The following is a 16911-nucleotide window of genomic DNA, read 5'->3' as shown; positions in this document are numbered from 1 at the left end:
TTCACTTAATCCCATATGTTGTATTTTCATTATAATATACTAACATTTTATTGTCTAACATAATTAAATAACTAATCCTCTTCTACAGCATCTTCCATATAATCTCTTTTAACTAATTTAGCATTTCTATCCCCATTTATTTCAACGTTACTTAGTAGCTCAACTAATATTACGTCCTCTCCAATCTTTTTAATTTCTCCCCACCTTACCTCTAAGTCCTCTTCCTTACTAAATAAACCAAAGGGCTTATCCTCTCTTGGAACTATTATAGCAGTTATTTTCCCTTTCTTTAAGTCTACCTCTAAATCCGCTATTAGCCCTAATCTTCTGCCATCACTAATATTAATAACTTCCTTTTGAGTTAAATCTGATGCCTTTATCATATAATAATCAGCCTCCTGATATTTTTTATTGAGACAAACCTTTATATATTTATAGTTTTTAATCTTATTATTTATTACTTAAACAATAAAAAAAGAAGTAATCTATTTTAAGACTACTTCTTACATATTTGCTAAATATATTTTTTCATATGTCTTACAGCTGTTTTTTCTAATCTAGACACTTGTGCCTGTGATATACCTATTTCTTCTGCCACTTCCATCTGAGTTCTTCCTTCAAAGAATCTTAAATTTAAAATTAACTTTTCCCTATCATTTAATCTCCTCATTGCTTCTCTTAGAGCTATGCCATCAATCCAGCACTCATCCTCGCTCTTTTTATCACTTACTTGATCCATAACAAATATAGTATCTCCGCTATCATGATATATAGGCTCAAATAGTGACACCGGGTCCTGAATTGCATCTAGGGCAAAGATAACTTCTTCTCTTGGTAATTCAAGCTTGCTAGCTATTTCTGATATTGTTGGTTCCTTGGAATTAAGGTTAATTAACTGATCTCTTACTTGTAACGCTTTATATGCGGTATCCCTTAAGGATCTACTTACTCTAATTGAATTATTATCCCTTAAATATCTTCTTATTTCACCAATAATCATAGGTACAGCATATGTAGAAAACTTAACATTATGACTTAAATCAAAGTTATCAATGGCCTTAATTAAACCAATACACCCAACCTGAAATAAATCATCCACATGCTCTCCTCTATTGTTAAATCTTTGAATGACACTCAGTACCAGTCTTAAGTTTCCTTGAATAAATTTTTCTCTAGCCTCATTATCCCCATTCTTTATTAGATCAAAGAGGCCCCTCATCTCTTTGTTTGTCAACACTGGTAATTCTGATGTGTTTACTCCGCAGATTTCTACTTTGTTTATATGCATATTATTCCGTCCTTTCACTTTGAATTACCCCTTTAATATTTAGATTATTAACCTATAAATTATTTTTATACGATTATATGACTTTAAAAATCATAAAAAAAATCATCCGCATTTACAAATACAGATGAATAGTCACTTTTATATTAGTCTATTGATTTCTTTTTTTAATCTTATTATTATCCTCTTTTCTAATCTAGAAATATATGATTGAGAAATCCCTAATAAATCAGCCACTTCTTTTTGAGTTCTCTCTTTTCCAGTTGGTAATCCAAATCTTAACTCCATAATTTTCTTTTCCCTATTATTTAGCTTATTTAATGCATCCTTTAAAAGGGTTTTGTCTACTTCATCCTCCAGTAACTTAGACGTTATATCATTCTCAGTACCGAGTATATCTGATAAAAGTAATTCATTACCATCCCAATCAATATTCAGTGGTTCATCAAATGAAACTTCCATCCTCACCTTATTATTTCTTCTTAAATACATTAAAATCTCATTTTCAATACATCTAGATGCATATGTAGCAAGTTTTATATTTTTCTCTGGGTTAAAGGTGTTTACCGCCTTTATTAATCCGATCGTTCCAATAGATATTAAGTCTTCAACCCCTATACCAGTATTTTCAAACTTTCTTGCTATATAAACGACCAAACGAAGGTTACGCTCAATTAATATTGATCGAGCAGTACTTCGATCATCCTTTAGTTTCTCAATTAAATAATTCTCCTCATCATTTGATAAGGGTGGCGGTAAAGTTTCGCTACCGCCTATATAATATATTGTATCTTCCAAATAAAAACCTAATTTATTTAATATTTTTATTATATTATAGTGTAAAGAAATTCTTAATCTACTTAAATATCCTGCCATTCGTTCTACCCCCTGTTAAATTATAATAAGTCTGGATGAAGTAAAGCTCTATATTCTCCTTCTTTAGATAGTTCATTGTTATATATAGCTATTATTATATTCGTTACATTTTTTACATCCTTATCATTTTCGATTAGAACAAGATCCGGTTTAATTCCAACTAGCATTCCGTTTTCAGTTCCTAAGGCTTTATATGGAATCATCCTGATTCTCTTCACCCAATCAAGGTTACTGTAAATGTTTGACAGTTGATCTAGGTTTGGGGATTTGGCGTGACTGAATACATTAGAAATTTCTGCTGGCAATAAACATTTTAATGTTCCATATTCTACTATTATAACCGGATAATTAGTTAGTGGATCCTTAAGTGCATTGCCTGTATCAACTAATCCAATACACTCTACAATTTCATCATGAATTTGTATTTTTACTTTTAAAAATACTTTATCCTTAGACATTTGTCTTTGAATATATCCCCAGCTAAAGTTTATAAGAATATATGCTCCACCACATGCAATAAATATATTTTTTAGCGAAACATCTGTTGTATAGAAAATCCCATTACTTATAATTCCATTAAAACTTGTAAAATAAAACATAGCAAAGCCTGCACCGCCAAATATTAGAGTTATTAAGTAAAAGGTACCTAATAGTCTAAAGAAATCCTTGAACTTATATGGGGTGTATGCTATTACAATTATTAACATAGAACATGCAAATTTCATAATCATTGAAAATAGAAAATGTAAAGATGGAAAAAAGATAACGAATGCATATAGAGCACTTATTGCTGCTGCCAAACAAAGCTTGCGTTTACTTGTTTCCCTCTTAGTAAACTTACTAGTTAAGTGCAATATTATATAATTCATTATAAAGTTTTCTAGAAATACGTATTCTGCATAAACAATCATTTTTTACCCACCCCATGTCATACGGGACAATTCTATTATTATAAGAAATATTCATATAAACTCTAACTTATGTATATTATATTAAAAATTTACCAACTTTTTTGTCAATTCGTGAAGTCGAAATATAACTCCTATTGCTTATCCACATATAATTATGTAATCTATATCTTGCAAACATTAAAAAACCAACATTTATTTATTTTACATATAATTATGAACTATATAATTCAAGTGGCTCCTAGAACTTGTTTTTGAGTATAAAAAAAAGTGCTAAAGATTTTAATAATCTCTAGCACTCTGTTATTTATATTATTGAGCAACTACTTCTTGAGTAGCTTTTGGATAGATGCTTACTTGCTTTTTGTCTTTACCTTTTCTTTCGAACTTAACGATTCCATCTACTAAAGCAAATAGAGTATCATCTCCACCAATTCCTACGTTAGTTCCAGGGTGGAATTTAGTTCCTCTTTGTCTTACTAAAATGTTTCCAGCTGTTACGAATTGACCATCAGCTCTTTTAACTCCAAGTCTTTTTGCAATACTGTCACGGCCGTTTTTAGTAGAACCTACTCCTTTTTTACTTGCGAATAACTGTAAATTAATTCTTAATAACATGACTTACACCTCCTTGTCATGAATAGCAATATATTCTGAGTAACTTTCATATATATTCTTAATACCCATAATCATTGTTTCAAGTAATAGATTGGCTTTTTGCCTTTTATCATTTGACAAATTAACAGGTAATTTACATTCCAAATTTCCATCTTGGACTTTAAAGTCTATTTCGATTTTTGCTATGTCATGTAATCCAAGTAGAGTTGTTTGGCTTAAAACTGATACTGCAGCACATACGATATCTTTACCGTATTCATCTGCATTAGCATGACCATTAATCGAAAATGATTGTATTTCGCCATTTCTACTTCTTTTAATTTGAACTTTAATCATATCATTTACATCCTAAGCATTGATTTTTTCAATCACTAATTTAGTAAATGGTTGACGATGTCCTTGCTTTCTTCTATAGTCTTTTTTAGACTTATACTTGAAGATAACAACTTTTTTACCTTTACCTTGCTTCTCAACTTTAGCTTGAACCTTTGCTCCTGCTACTATAGGGCTACCGATTACTAAGCTACCGTCTTTAGAAACAGCTAAAACGTTTTCTAGTGTTACAACTTCACCTTCAGCAACATCTAATTTTTCAACAAATACTGTGTCGCCTTCTTGCACTTTGTATTGTTTTCCACCAGTTTCAATAATTGCGTACATTTACTACACCTCCTCAAACCCAGTCTCGCCGAATACAGGTACTTTACGTTTTAAAACCTTACTCGTGCGGCTACTTACAGAAATATATATTATCATACATGCTGTTAAGTGTCAAGTTTTCTAATTGTTTTCTTCTATTATTGACAATATTTTATCTAATTTACCCATAGCATGAACTTTAAAATTATTATGGTGCATTTTATCGTCAGCAATGAAGAATAATTTGATACCTTCCTTATCTTCTATTTCCTCAATAACAAGCTTTTCCTTCTCTATAACTTCTAGTGTATCCTGATTTACTGAGATTAAAACTGCTTCTGAATTTGTATGTATAGACAAACGATGAATTTCCTTCTCAATTTTTTGTAGAATTGTATATGAACAAAGTATTCTACCTGATCCATCGCAATAAGGGCACTTTTTATGTATTAAAGACTCTATTCTTTGACGAACTTTTTTTCTTGTAATTTCAACTAAACCGAGATTAGTCATACCTAATATTTTAGTTTTTGTTTTATCTTTACTTAATGCAATCTCTAACTCTTTCAACACCTTATTTTCATCTGATTCCTTAATCATATCTATAAAATCTACTATTATAATTCCACCTATGTCCCTTAATCTAAGTTGCTTCCCTATTTCCTTAGCTGCCTCTAAATTAGTTTTTAATATAGTGTCTTCCAAATCCGTAGTTCCAACATATTTACCAGTATTCACATCTATAACCGTCAATGCCTCAGTTGAATCAATTACTAAATAACCGCCACTTTGTAGCCATATTTTTCGGTTTGTATTCTTATTAATTTGAGAATCCACTTTATATGATTGAAATAGTTCAACATCTTCATTATAATATTTAACTCTATCCTTAAGCTTTGGTGATAATAGTTCAACAAGCTCTATGGCACTATCATATTGCTCCTTATCATTAATTACTAATTGATTAATTTCATGGCTTAATTGATCCCTAATAGTTTTACTAATTAAGTCAAAATCCTTATATATTATTCTTGGGGCGTAACCTATTATCTTTTCCTTTTCAATCTTATGCCAAAGCTTTAGAAGAAACTTAATATCATCATTAAAGCTTTCCTTAGATTTTCCTAAAGCTACTGTTCTAACTATTACTCCCATATTTTTAGGTTTAATTTGTTCTATTTCTGATCTTAGCCTATTTCGTTCATCTTCATTCATTATTCTTCTAGATACTCCGATATAATCGATATTAGGCATTAAAACTAAATATCTGCCTGGTAGAGTTATATGAGTAGTAACCCTAGCCCCTTTTGTACCTATAGGCTCTTTAATAACTTGTACAACAATTTCTTGTCCTGGCTTAAGTAAATCCTTAATTTGAATCTTTTCAGAATTTAATTCTTCCTCTGACATAAATTGAGGTGCCGCGTCTTTTACATATAGAAAGCTATTTTTCTCTAGCCCAATATCTACAAATGCCGCTTGCATGCCTGGCAATACATTTATTACTCTACCCTTATAAATATTTCCTACTATTCTTCTGTTATTTTTTCTCTCGATATAAAATTCAACCAGTTCACCATCTTCAAGAAAAGCCAATTGTGTTTCATTTACACCCACATCAACTAAAATTTCATTCATATTTGCACCTAACTTTCTTGCTAAATAGCTTTTAATTTTACTTCATTAAATCTTCTTCAGCTTCATTTAGTAGGTTAATTCGATGAATTCTTAAAGAATCTTTATTATAGTTTATATTTTCATGATTTGCTAGCTCTTCCACTACAATCTCAGGTTTAATGTTACCAACCTCACCAGCGGTTAGCTTCATCCTCACTAATACTTCTTTTCCATCAATATTTGCTAATTCAATAGTTTTAATAGATTCTCTAATATTAACTTCTTGTACATTGTTAATCCATCTATTCCCTTTTCTTTTTCTTTTCTCTTTCTTTATTATAATTGTATCTAAATTTTCAAAATCCTTCAATTTTTCTTCAAAAATGTTTTTATTTATTTCATCTTCTATTAAAAATCGAACTAAATACGACGAACTTTTGACAATTGACATTAAAGAAGCCTCTTTTAATGGAACTTCTTTACTGTCAACTAATTTCAATCCTTCAGGTAACACTTTATTTAACTTTTCTTTAAATACTTGTTCATCCATATTTTCATAAAGTGTTAAATCTATATATTCCGCATCACTAGAAATACCAATACTTAAGGCTGTAGCAAAGGCCATTATTGGATGTGGATTAAAACCCTGTGAATATGCTATAGGAATTTGGGCCCTTCTCATTGCTCTCTCAAAGAGCCTTAATAAATCTAAGTGAGAAATAAAAACCATATCTCCTTTTTTATAAAACTTAGAGCGTATTTTAAACATTAACATATACCCCCTATAAAGTTTTGAGTAATCCCACAGGCAGAACAGTTTTCGCGACAGTTAGCTGTTACCTCTGCATTCTTAGATCTTTCATTTTCTCTTATTAAAAAGTCTTTAGTTACTCCTACGTTAATATGATCCCAAGGTAGTAATTCATCATACTCTCTTTTTCTAGTATAGAAATCCGGATCAATTCCTGTTTCTTTAAATGCATCCATCCATTTATCAAAGTTAAAAAACTCATACCATCCATCAAATTTACAACCGCTTCTAAAAGCTGCCTCTAATACCTTAGATAATCTTCTATCTCCTCTTGCAAATACAGCCTCTAATAAGCTAGTTTTTGATTCATGGTAGTTATAAGTAAGATTTTTTCTTTTTAACTGTTCGATTAATATGGCTTGTTTTCTTTTAATCTCCTCTAATGAAATCTGAGGCTCCCATTGGAAAGGTGTAAATGGCTTTGGAACAAATGTAGAAGTACTAACTGTAACATTAATACTATTTGCTCTATCTTCCTTTGGTGTATTATAGAATACATGTAAAACCTTTACTGCCATATCTTTTATTCCAAGTAAATCTTCATCAGTTTCCGTAGGTAATCCTAGCATAAAGTAAAGCTTTACATTACTCCAGCCTGAAGCAAAGGCCTTTTCTACAGCATTTGTTAAATCTCTCTCTGTAAGCCCTTTATTTATAACGTCTCTAAGTCTTTGACTACCAGCCTCTGGTGCAAAGGTTAATCCAGTTTTTCTTACCTTTTGTATTTCTTTTATTAATTCTAATGAAAAATTGTCTAGTCTAAGAGACGGTAAAGATAATCCAATCTTATCCTTACTATATTTATCTATTAAATGCCTTACAACCTTGTGAAGTTCAGTATAATCACTTGTACTAAGGGAAGCTAAGGATATTTCTTCATATCCTGTGGACGTAACTAATTTTTCTGCTAAATCTGCTAGTCTATCCACAGATTTTTCCCTTACTGGCCTATAGATCATACCCGCTTGACAGAACCTGCATCCCCGCATGCACCCTCTAAATATTTCTAGCATAACCCTATCATGTACTACATTTAAATAAGGTACAATTACTTGCTCTGGGTAAAATACCTCATCTAAATTTTTAATTATTCTCTTTTGAATTTTACTAGGAATATTAGACTTTATTGGTTCAAAGGATTTAATTCTCCCATCTTCCATATATGTTACTTCAAATAAGCTAGGTACATATATTCCTTGAATTTGAGCTGCCCTTTCAAGATATTCTGACTTTTTGTAGCCCTTCTTTTTCTCTTCCTCGTATAGCTCTAAAAGTTCAATTAAAACTTCTTCTCCTTCACCTAAAACAACTATATCTACAAAGTCTGCAATTGGCTCAGGGTTATATGCACAGGGTCCCCCTACCATTACAATTGGATGTTTTTCTGTCCTATCCTTACTATATAGAGGTATATTTGCTAAATCCAACATATTTAATATATTTGAATAGCTAAGCTCATATTGTAATGTAAAACCTACAAAATCAAAGTTATTTAATGCTTGTCTACTTTCAAGACCAAATAGAGGTACTCCATTTTCCCTCATTTCCTTTTCCATGTCCGCGGCTGGAGCAAAAACTCTCTCACAGAATATATTTTTTTTATCATTTAATAGATGATAAATAATTTGCATACCTAAGTGACTCATACCTATTTCATATACGTCAGGAAAACAAAAGGCATATCGAATTGTATCATCATTTATATCCTTATGTACACTGTTAAGCTCATTACCTAAATACCTAGCAGGCTTTTCTACTTTATATAGTAGGTCATGAATATCAACCTTTTCCATAATAAACCTCCGTTCAAATCTTCTTTTGTGTTTTTTAACTACTTAATAAGTATATGCTAAGTTGACAATTTTGAAAATATTTTATTATTTGTATTATCTTCTCAAATATTTTGCATCTTTGTTATTTAATAATTCCCCCAAAGTTGTTAAGCTATCATATTTAATTACAGCATCTAATATTTCTCCCTCTGTTAGTTCCCCAATAAATTTTCCTCTATTATTTAAAACCCTAATAATACAATAATACCCTATTGATAGATCCTTTAATATATCCTTTAAACTACTTTCTTTATAAGCGATGATATATTTGACTTTTACATTTATTTTTTCATTTAACCCTTTAGGTTTTGAAAAAACCTTCTGAATATGCTGTAATGATACTATTTCTTTTTCCTTCTCATTTTTAAAATAAAGATATACTGCAAAAACAATTAATGTGATTCCTCTTATAGATTCAATTGTTAATATAATTCCAATTACAAATATTATCATGCATAATACTTTTCCAACAAAGACTGTTGTATATGTTGCCCTCTTTATATCCATAGAATTACATAGATATGCTCTTAATATTCTTCCACCATCTAGTGGTATTATTGGCATTAGATTGAATAGACCTAAGCTTAAATTAGCATAATTAAAAAAATCTAATAGTGGCATTTCTAAAAGTAATATATTTTTAGTTATTATCCCCAAAAAGAAAAATAAAAAATTAAGTAATGGCCCTGAAATAGAAATATTAATTACTTCTTTTGGATGTATAAAGCTTATTTCTTCGGATCTAACTACACCACCTAAGGCAAATAATTCAATAGTCTTAGCCTCGTATCCATAAAAATTAGATACGAGGCTATGGGCTAATTCATGTAAGGTTACAATAGTAAATACAATTGCAAACTCCTTAATGAATCCAAAAAAAATCCCCAATATTATAATGGGTATAAGTGAATAATTTATTTCTAGCTCAATATTAAAGATTTTAATTAATTTTATCATCTAATCAAACCTAACTTATTTATTTTAAATCTAAATATCTAAGAGGATCTACGGGACTATTTCTATCCCACATTTCAAATTGTAATTTATTAGTCGCTAGACCAATTACATCTCCTTGCTTTACTGCTTGATTATTTTTAACTAAACTCTCTTCTAAGTACTTATATATAGTTAACATATTGCCCTTATGCTTTATAATTACATAGTTCCCTATATTATCAGTAAACCCAGTTTCCATAACAGTTCCATCGTGAGAAGCAGATATTTTATCATTTTTTTCTGTACTTATAATAATCCCTTTAGTATTTGTTTGTGCACTAGTTGTAGATTGATCAAAGAAACTAACAATCTCTCCTTGTACAGGCATTACAAATTGCATTGTATTAAAAGTTGGTATATTGATAACCTCAGCTGCTTTTTGCCCTTGTTTGAATACATACTGGGGGAACCCATTAACTTTAGTCCAATAGTAACCGTATTCAAATTTTGAGTTAACCTGTGTATTTATAAAATTTAAAACATGATTAGTTCCACTTCTATTTATTACTTTCATACTAAATAAAACAGCTAGAATTACTGCACAAATAATACTTTTATAGAAGAGCTTTTTAGCAATTGACTTAGGGTCTAAATCAAATTCAAAAAAATTCTTTTCATTAGACGTTTGGAATCCTCTAAATTTCTGATTTCTAGTGTAGTTCATAATCTTTCCTCCATTTCATAGTTTAGTATAAATATATTTATATCTAAATTGAATTATTACAATAGAGCTAAAAGAATAAAGTATGTTATAAAAGAAAAAAGAACTTATTAACAAGTTCTTCTAAGCTTTCCTAAGTCAGGCAGTATTTATTTTTCATAATATTAGTTGTTCCACGACCAACTACATTTCGTACATTTATCCATATTACCTTTAATAACATCTCCACACTCTAAACATTCTGTTTCAGATTCAGTGAAAAGTTTTTTTTCAATTAATTCAGTTAATCCCTCTTTATTTTTTAGATATTTAGTATTAATATCAACTATTTTTGAGTCCAGATAAAAAGTTATTGCTGATTTTCCAAAATTATAACTATTTACTTCCTTCCAATATACCTCTTTGTTCTTTAGTGGTGATTGAATTATTATTTTTTCTTCTGTACAAATCACCTTAATTTTATTATCTATCTCATCTGCAATTAAGAAAACTCCGATTATAATATTATAGTAAAAGATTAAACTAAAGTTTTTTAGCATTAAATTATTTATACTTGTCCCAATAATAATAATAAAATAAATTATATAGATGTATGTTATCTTCCTTTTCCTACGGGAAGTACTTAACCATATCTTTTCATCATTTGAATTCAAAATAATCATCTCCATATATAACAATATAGTTTCTTAATAAGTATACCTTCACATATAGATTTAGTACAACTTTATTTATTGGAAAAAAAAACCCTTATACAAATATGTATAAGAGGTTTAGTGTAGTTTTTATTTTAGTCAACTAAGCTTCTATCTTTCATTTTTTTTATTGGTATGTTTGCTACTAATGCAGGTATTGTAGCATCATCATAATCTCTCTTAGTTTTAGTAAGTTTAATTTCTAGGCCAGCCTCATCAATTTCCATATAGTCAGATATTACCTTTAGAATATCATCCTTAACCATATCTAGAAAGTGAGGAGAACAATTAGTTCTGTCGTGTACTAAAACTAGTTTTAACCTTTCCTTTGCTACATTACTTGTTCCACTTCCACTTGATTTAGGTGATGAAAATAGTTTAAAAATATCCACGTCATTCTCCTCCCTCTTTATTTACTGAAACTAAACATTTTCTTTAGCTTTGACATAAATCCATCTGCACTTTCCATATCTAAAAATGGAACCTCTTCCCCAGTAATACGTCTTGTAATATTTCTATAGGCTTGTCCAGCTAAAGAATTATTTAATGTAACAGCTGGCTCTCCCTTATTAGTAGAAATTACGATTGTCTCGTCATCAGGTATTACCCCTATAAGGTCAATGGCTAAGATATCTATCATATCATCAATATTCATCATATCTCCCTTTTTAACCATATCCACTCTTATTCTGTTAATTATTAATTTAGGCTCTGTTAACTCTGCTGCTTCTAATAATCCTATTATTCTATCAGCATCACGAACTGCAGATATTTCAGGAGTTGTTACAACAATTGCTTTATCTGCACCAGCAATAGCATTTTTAAAGCCTTGCTCTATACCCGCTGGACAATCAATAAGTACGTAATCAAAGGATTCTTTTAACTCATTAGTTAAATTTTGCATTTGCTCCGGATTAATCGCATTTTTATCCCTTGTTTGTGCTGCAGGAAGTAGATATAGCCCCTCAAACCTTTTATCCTTAATTAAAGCCTGTTTCAATCTACAAACACCTTCAACAACGTCAACAATATCATATACAATTCTGTTTTCTAATCCCATTACAACGTCAAGATTTCTAAGCCCAATATCTGCATCAACAACTGCTACCTTATAGCCTAATTTAGTTAAACCAGTACCCAGGTTTGCTGTTGTTGTTGTTTTACCTACTCCACCTTTTCCCGATGTAATAACTATTACTTCTCCCACTATAATACCTCCTATTCATCTTTTACTTTATTTTTTATTAAGTAAGGCTCTATATGAATTGAATTGTTTTTAACTCTCGCTAGCTCTGGAATACTAGGTTTTTCATAATCACCATCAGGAGGTCTAGCTATACAATCTGCTATTCTCAATTGTGTAGGATCTAGGTGAATAGCTGCAACTATAGCATCCCTATTACCATTAGCACCTGCATGGGCAATTCCCCTAAGACTCCCCATAACAACAATATTGCCAAAGGCAATCACCTGTGCACCAGGGTTAACATCCCCTAGTACTAGTAAATTTCCAGGATAATTAATTCTTTGACCTGATCTAACCGTTCCTTTAATAAATTTTGTTTTTCCTTCTTCTATACCACTAAACACTTTACTTGGCTGCTCTTTGTCTAAATACATCCCACTTGACTCTACATTCATATTGAATCTATTTACCATTAGTTCTTTTAATTCCTTTTTCTCTTCCTCACTAATGGATTCGCATTTAATATCAAATATCTTTGCCCCATAAAAAAAGCGTCTAGTCTTCTCTAACTTCTCAATTAACTCTTTCTTTATTTTATCAAAGCTATCCTTAGATTTAATATGAATATATAGGCCCTTTTTTGTTCCTTTAAACTCAATTATGCTTTTTTCTGTCATTTTACTATTCCTCCAGAAACATGACTAGACATTATTTAATCTAGTTCAATTATAATTCTCCATTTATAGTATAATTCCTTCTATAATTTAAGAAAAATATAGAATTACTACTAACGGATTATTATTTCATCGAGTAGGAGGTAGATAATTATTTTATCTACCGACCTCTCACACCACCAAGCATACCGTTCGGTACTTGGCGGTTCATTAGGATCTAATGTATTAACTGATAGCGCTTACTAATACTTTTATAACCTAGCTTTTCTAGGCGAGTATTGGTAAGCGTTCTTTGTAGAATTGGGCTTTTGGATATTCTCCAATAACCTTTTCTTGTGTTTGCATATTCCCAAGATTTTTGTTTATCAACACCCAACTTCTTTAGGTTTATAAACTTCGTTTTAATCTTTTTCCATTGTTTCCATATACATGCCTTCAATCGTCGTCTTATCCATTCTTCAAGACTTCTAATTCTTGCCTTCGCTTTCGCGATACTGAAATAGTTAATCCAACCGACTGTGATTTCATTTAGTCTTTTAAGGCGATACTCCATACTTATACCTTTATTACGATTCGTTATTTCTCGAATCTTCTCCTTAAATCTCCTATATGATTTTTCATGTATTCTTACTTGGACTCCATTTCTATTGAAGTAAATGTAAATTACAATGCAATTTTGTATAAAAATTATAATCTCAAAATGTTCAAAAAATATAAATGAAAATATTAGCCATTGACATTGAGCCTCTGCATATGTAGTTCTAAAGCCTTACACTCAAGCCTTACAACGAAGGCAATGCCTATATTTGAGGCTACTACATATGTCTCTCAATGTAAATGGTTCACTTCGTCTAATATTTTAGATTGTAATATTTGTACATTTTTTTAAAAAGCATTAAAAATACAATAATTGTACATTTTTAAATTATAATTTACAGTAAAATGAAAACCATAGAAATTTTCTTCTAGTTACTAAGTCTACCTTGCTCTTTTCTCTGTTGACTTTTAGCTTTAGCTTTCCTTCTAGCAATCTTGTCATACTCTCCATGACCCTAATTCCTGCCTTTTTGCTTTTAACATAGATATTACAATCATCCGCGAAGCGGCAGAATCTGTGTCCTCGACCTTCTAATTCTTTATCTATTTCATCAAGCATTATATTTGAAAGTAGTGGACTAAGGGGTCCACCTTGAGGTGTGCCTTCTTCGCTACTTACTTTTAAACCTTCTATCATATAGAACGGCATTTTATGTGCAACTCAATTGACAAAATCTATTTGAAATAAATAAAGGATAAACATCAAGTAGTTGACTAAATTCTTGTCAACCTATTTAATGGTTATCCTTTTTATGTTATTATTACAGTCTATATTTATTTAGAAAGAAAGACAGAAGTCTCCTCTACCACAATTCAACTTCTGTCCCCATAAAACAATATTATGATAACTCTAATTACAGATAAAATCAATACATTTAATCAAATTTCATATAATAAATTTCTTGATACTATAAACCTCTACCAATTATCTTGCTCCTGTACCTTGTCTGGCTGCCTTATTAAACATGGTTACTATAACCGTTCTATTAAGACACCCGAAGGTTTCATTACACTGTCCATTTTGCGCATGAAATGTAAACGCCGTGGGCAAGACGCATGCCATATTCCCTAAGTTTATCGTTCCTTACTCCCAAATACTTCTTAATGACCATATATCAATTATAAGAGCATATATTTCCAATGATTCATTTGAATCCATTATGACTACCAATGAATATATAGATGAAAGTAACATCAGATATGTTATCAGTATGTATTTAAGGTACTGGAAGGAAGCTCTTGCTTTTTCGGATTTTCTATTGCCGATGATATCGTATCCATCATAAGACACTGTCTTTCTACATTCAAACGGCAGTTTATGCAGATTAAATGCATACCAAATATTATATTTACATAAAACCACATAAGCCTGTTTTACCATTTGTTTTTTATATTCTAAACTCTAAATATACTTTAAATAGAAGGAGGATTTTAAAGATGAATGATGAAGCAAGAAGAAATATTGCGCTTTTTAGATACGGGATCATCGCTCCAATAGTAAGTAACCTACGATGAAGATAAAAGTATAAAAGAGTTTTTTTCTGATACGGCTAAAAAAACCTATACCAATCCAAGAGGTGAAGATACAAAAATTTCTGCCTCAACTCTTGAACGGTGGTACTACAGTTATAGGCAAAGTGGCTTTGATGCCCTTATTCCACAACGAAGGCGTGACACCGGACACCCAGAAAAATTGACGAAGATATAATGGAGCAGGTTCGCTTTCTAAAAAGGAATACCCACGAATACCTGCAACTTTAATACATCAGAAGTTAATTGATAATGGCATATAAATAAAGGTGATATATCTCTCTCCAATCAATAGATTTGTAAATCAAATTAAAATTGAAAATAAATATACAGGTAACAAAGATATGAGGCGATATGAAAGAGCCCACATAAATGAAGTATGGTGTGGCGACAGTAGTGTTGGTCCTTATATTAAAATAGATGGAACAAAAAAACGCACCTATATCATTGCACTACTTGATGATGCTTCAAGATATATTGTTGGAATTGATATCTTTTTTAATGATACCTTCATAAATCTTATGTCTATCATGAAAACAGCTGTCACAAGATTTGGAAGACCAAAGATTTTAAATTTTGATAATGGATCATGCTATAAAAATAAACAGATGGAACTTCTAGTTGCAAGGATAGGTTCAACCATAAATTACTGTGCTCCATACACTCCAACCAGTAAAGCGAAAGTAGAAAGGTGGTTTAAAACATTGAAAGATCAATGGATGTCTCAGCTAAACATGAGTGATTACTCATCTATTGCTGAACTTCGTGAAGCCTTACTAAACTATGTTAATCATTATAATCAGAGCATACATAGTTCTCTTAACGGGTTGTGCCCCCAAGATAGGTTCTTTAATGAATCATATCTTATAAAAAGATTACCTGAAGAGTTGATTGAAACAACATTTCTTCTTGAGTACGAGAGGCGTGTATCTGCTGATAACGTAGTAATGATAGATGAAATTGAGTATGAGGTGCCTTATCGTTATTCAAAACAGAAAGTTACCTTAAGGTATTCACCTGACCTTAGTAAAATCTATGTAGTTGACAAGCATACCGGTGAACTTACAGCTATAAAACTGTTAAATAAGCAGGAAAATTCACTGATAAAAAGAGAAAAAGTAAAATTTACGGGAGGCAAATATTAAAATGATCGATTACATTAGCAGATATGGGCTTGACTTTAACCCATTCATAAAGAACACAAAAGATATCGTAGTGGAGACATCTGAATACAATGAAATAATCTACAGGCTTAATTATCTTTTAAACAATAAAGGTTTCGGAGTAATTACAGGTGGTCCAGGACGGGGTAAGACTACAAAGCAATTAGGAGTCAAGTTAATGGGCTTAATAACTCTTTATACAAGGTTATATATACTTCACTGTCAACACTTACAGTGAGTGAGTTCTACAAACATCTGTCATCAGAACTAGGCCTTGAGCCAATGCATAAAAAAACAGACAACTTTAAAAATATACAAGCAGAAATAAACAGGTATTCCATTGAGAAACGTATAACCCCAGTAATAATAATAGATGAAGCTAACTACATCAACAATGCTGTACTTAATGACCTTAAAATGCTTTTTAATTTTGATATGGATTCAAAAGATAGAGCCGTAGTTATTCTTGTAGGCTTGCCTCAGCTTAATAATACTTTAAGATTAGTTGCTAATGAACCATTAAGACAAAGAGTTACTATGAACTATAATCTCGATAGTCTCAGCAGAGAAGAATCACTTTCTTATATAAAAGGAAAACTTTCGGGTGCAAAATCTACTTTGGAAATCTTTAACGCCAATGCACTAGAAGCTATAATAAATGCATCAAATGGTATACCAAGACTTATTAATAAGATATGCAATTCAAGTCTTATTATTGCTAATAGCAAAAATGCCAATATAGTAGATTCTGACATAGTAATGCTTGCAGTAAATGAAATTGAATTAGGATAATAATAAATCCATGGATGTCTTTAAAGATGTTCAT

Annotated in this window: 21 protein-coding genes; 3 read left to right on the top strand and 18 right to left on the bottom strand. The window is 30.8% G+C overall.

Features of this window, described 5'->3' with window-relative positions; genetic code table 11:
• Positions 1-71: 71 nt before the first annotated feature.
• The 18 genes from HZR23_RS10265 to HZR23_RS10180 form a co-directional block, all read right to left on the bottom strand.
• Positions 72-383: a YlmC/YmxH family sporulation protein gene (locus HZR23_RS10265; RefSeq protein ID WP_132849224.1), complete on the bottom strand. Its 312-nt coding sequence runs from the start codon at positions 381-383 to the stop codon at positions 72-74.
• Between the two features lie 131 nt (positions 384-514).
• On the bottom strand, positions 515-1288 hold the full coding sequence (gene sigG, locus HZR23_RS10260) for an RNA polymerase sporulation sigma factor SigG (protein WP_132849243.1): 774 nt from the start codon (positions 1286-1288) through the stop codon (positions 515-517).
• A gap of 138 nt (positions 1289-1426) precedes the next feature.
• On the bottom strand, positions 1427-2161 hold the full coding sequence (gene sigE / locus HZR23_RS10255; protein WP_132849223.1) for an RNA polymerase sporulation sigma factor SigE: 735 nt from the start codon (positions 2159-2161) through the stop codon (positions 1427-1429).
• 20 nt (positions 2162-2181) lie between these two features.
• Complete coding sequence (gene spoIIGA / locus HZR23_RS10250; RefSeq protein WP_132849222.1) at positions 2182-3072, bottom strand: sigma-E processing peptidase SpoIIGA; 891 nt, start codon at positions 3070-3072, stop codon at positions 2182-2184.
• Positions 3073-3381: 309 nt separating this feature from the next.
• The gene (rpmA, locus tag HZR23_RS10245) at positions 3382-3687 is read right to left on the bottom strand and encodes a 50S ribosomal protein L27 (RefSeq protein WP_132849221.1); all 306 of its coding nucleotides are present in this window, start codon (positions 3685-3687) and stop codon (positions 3382-3384) included.
• 3 nt (positions 3688-3690) lie between these two features.
• Entirely contained in the window at positions 3691-4023 is a 333-nt protein-coding gene (locus HZR23_RS10240) for a ribosomal-processing cysteine protease Prp (protein WP_132849220.1), read from the bottom strand.
• A gap of 12 nt (positions 4024-4035) precedes the next feature.
• A complete protein-coding gene (gene rplU, locus HZR23_RS10235; protein ID WP_132849219.1) occupies positions 4036-4347 on the bottom strand; it encodes a 50S ribosomal protein L21 in 312 nt (103 codons plus the stop codon).
• A gap of 120 nt (positions 4348-4467) precedes the next feature.
• Positions 4468-5964, bottom strand: a complete 1497-nt coding sequence (locus HZR23_RS10230) for an Rne/Rng family ribonuclease (protein WP_132849218.1) — start codon at positions 5962-5964, stop codon at positions 4468-4470.
• A 37-nt stretch (positions 5965-6001) separates the two neighbouring features.
• Positions 6002-6712: a TIGR03936 family radical SAM-associated protein gene (locus HZR23_RS10225; RefSeq protein WP_165913732.1), complete on the bottom strand. Its 711-nt coding sequence runs from the start codon at positions 6710-6712 to the stop codon at positions 6002-6004.
• Positions 6712-8547, bottom strand: a complete 1836-nt coding sequence (locus HZR23_RS10220) for a TIGR03960 family B12-binding radical SAM protein (RefSeq protein ID WP_132849216.1) — start codon at positions 8545-8547, stop codon at positions 6712-6714. The genes HZR23_RS10225 and HZR23_RS10220 overlap by 1 nt, the downstream gene beginning before the upstream one ends.
• Positions 8548-8640: 93 nt before the next feature.
• Complete coding sequence (locus HZR23_RS10215; RefSeq protein WP_132849215.1) at positions 8641-9543, bottom strand: M50 family metallopeptidase; 903 nt, start codon at positions 9541-9543, stop codon at positions 8641-8643.
• 19 nt (positions 9544-9562) lie between these two features.
• Positions 9563-10246, bottom strand: coding sequence for a murein hydrolase activator EnvC family protein (locus HZR23_RS10210; protein ID WP_132849214.1), 684 nt, complete (start codon positions 10244-10246; stop codon positions 9563-9565).
• 161 nt (positions 10247-10407) lie between these two features.
• A complete protein-coding gene (locus HZR23_RS10205) occupies positions 10408-10782 on the bottom strand; it encodes a hypothetical protein (protein WP_213050216.1) in 375 nt (124 codons plus the stop codon).
• 248 nt (positions 10783-11030) lie between these two features.
• The gene (gene minE, locus HZR23_RS10200; RefSeq protein WP_132849212.1) at positions 11031-11327 is read right to left on the bottom strand and encodes a cell division topological specificity factor MinE; all 297 of its coding nucleotides are present in this window, start codon (positions 11325-11327) and stop codon (positions 11031-11033) included.
• 17 nt (positions 11328-11344) lie between these two features.
• Positions 11345-12142, bottom strand: coding sequence for a septum site-determining protein MinD (gene minD, locus HZR23_RS10195; protein ID WP_132849211.1), 798 nt, complete (start codon positions 12140-12142; stop codon positions 11345-11347).
• Positions 12143-12153: 11 nt separating this feature from the next.
• Positions 12154-12798 (bottom strand): septum site-determining protein MinC, encoded by a 645-nt coding sequence (gene minC, locus HZR23_RS10190; RefSeq protein WP_132849210.1) that lies wholly within the window; start codon positions 12796-12798, stop codon positions 12154-12156.
• 214 nt (positions 12799-13012) lie between these two features.
• Complete coding sequence (locus tag HZR23_RS10185; RefSeq protein ID WP_330615950.1) at positions 13013-13420, bottom strand: group II intron maturase-specific domain-containing protein; 408 nt, start codon at positions 13418-13420, stop codon at positions 13013-13015.
• A 300-nt stretch (positions 13421-13720) separates the two neighbouring features.
• Positions 13721-14041: a reverse transcriptase domain-containing protein gene (locus HZR23_RS10180; protein ID WP_132849208.1), complete on the bottom strand. Its 321-nt coding sequence runs from the start codon at positions 14039-14041 to the stop codon at positions 13721-13723.
• Between the two features lie 1225 nt (positions 14042-15266).
• Between HZR23_RS10180 and HZR23_RS17080 the strand changes: the two genes are divergently transcribed.
• From HZR23_RS17080 to HZR23_RS10165, 3 genes are read left to right on the top strand one after another with little or no spacing between them, the layout of a single operon-like run.
• Positions 15267-16067 carry a DDE-type integrase/transposase/recombinase gene (locus HZR23_RS17080; RefSeq protein ID WP_249536667.1) on the top strand — a complete coding sequence of 267 codons (801 nt, stop codon included), beginning with the start codon at positions 15267-15269 and terminating at the stop codon, positions 16065-16067.
• A 1-nt stretch (position 16068) separates the two neighbouring features.
• A complete protein-coding gene (locus HZR23_RS10170; RefSeq protein ID WP_213050215.1) occupies positions 16069-16323 on the top strand; it encodes a DEAD/DEAH box helicase family protein in 255 nt (84 codons plus the stop codon).
• Entirely contained in the window at positions 16320-16877 is a 558-nt protein-coding gene (locus tag HZR23_RS10165) for an ExeA family protein (RefSeq protein ID WP_249536666.1), read from the top strand. The genes HZR23_RS10170 and HZR23_RS10165 overlap by 4 nt, the downstream gene beginning before the upstream one ends.
• The last annotated feature ends 34 nt before the right edge of the window (positions 16878-16911 follow it).

Source organism: Serpentinicella alkaliphila, from assembly GCF_018141405.1.
Taxonomy (GTDB): Bacteria; Bacillota; Clostridia; order Peptostreptococcales; family Natronincolaceae; genus Serpentinicella; species Serpentinicella alkaliphila.
The sequence above is the reverse complement of the archived record's forward strand: the minus strand, read 5'-3'. Positions and strand labels throughout refer to the sequence as shown.

Coding starts and splice junctions, on each gene's coding strand:
- HZR23_RS10265 (WP_132849224.1), bottom strand. CDS start 383: ATGATAAAGGCATCAGATTTAACTCAAAAGGAAGTTATTAATATTAGT.
- sigG (WP_132849243.1), bottom strand. CDS start 1,288: ATGCATATAAACAAAGTAGAAATCTGCGGAGTAAACACATCAGAATTA.
- sigE (WP_132849223.1), bottom strand. CDS start 2,161: ATGGCAGGATATTTAAGTAGATTAAGAATTTCTTTACACTATAATATA.
- spoIIGA (WP_132849222.1), bottom strand. CDS start 3,072: ATGATTGTTTATGCAGAATACGTATTTCTAGAAAACTTTATAATGAAT.
- rpmA (WP_132849221.1), bottom strand. CDS start 3,687: ATGTTATTAAGAATTAATTTACAGTTATTCGCAAGTAAAAAAGGAGTA.
- HZR23_RS10240 (WP_132849220.1), bottom strand. CDS start 4,023: ATGATTAAAGTTCAAATTAAAAGAAGTAGAAATGGCGAAATACAATCA.
- rplU (WP_132849219.1), bottom strand. CDS start 4,347: ATGTACGCAATTATTGAAACTGGTGGAAAACAATACAAAGTGCAAGAA.
- HZR23_RS10230 (WP_132849218.1), bottom strand. CDS start 5,964: ATGAATGAAATTTTAGTTGATGTGGGTGTAAATGAAACACAATTGGCT.
- HZR23_RS10225 (WP_165913732.1), bottom strand. CDS start 6,712: ATGTTTAAAATACGCTCTAAGTTTTATAAAAAAGGAGATATGGTTTTT.
- HZR23_RS10220 (WP_132849216.1), bottom strand. CDS start 8,547: ATGGAAAAGGTTGATATTCATGACCTACTATATAAAGTAGAAAAGCCT.
- HZR23_RS10215 (WP_132849215.1), bottom strand. CDS start 9,543: ATGATAAAATTAATTAAAATCTTTAATATTGAGCTAGAAATAAATTAT.
- HZR23_RS10210 (WP_132849214.1), bottom strand. CDS start 10,246: ATGAACTACACTAGAAATCAGAAATTTAGAGGATTCCAAACGTCTAAT.
- HZR23_RS10205 (WP_213050216.1), bottom strand. CDS start 10,782: ATGCTAAAAAACTTTAGTTTAATCTTTTACTATAATATTATAATCGGA.
- minC (WP_132849210.1), bottom strand. CDS start 12,798: ATGACAGAAAAAAGCATAATTGAGTTTAAAGGAACAAAAAAGGGCCTA.
- HZR23_RS10180 (WP_132849208.1), bottom strand. CDS start 14,041: ATGCCGTTCTATATGATAGAAGGTTTAAAAGTAAGTAGCGAAGAAGGC.
- HZR23_RS17080 (WP_249536667.1), top strand. CDS start 15,267: ATGAGGCGATATGAAAGAGCCCACATAAATGAAGTATGGTGTGGCGAC.
- HZR23_RS10170 (WP_213050215.1), top strand. CDS start 16,069: ATGATCGATTACATTAGCAGATATGGGCTTGACTTTAACCCATTCATA.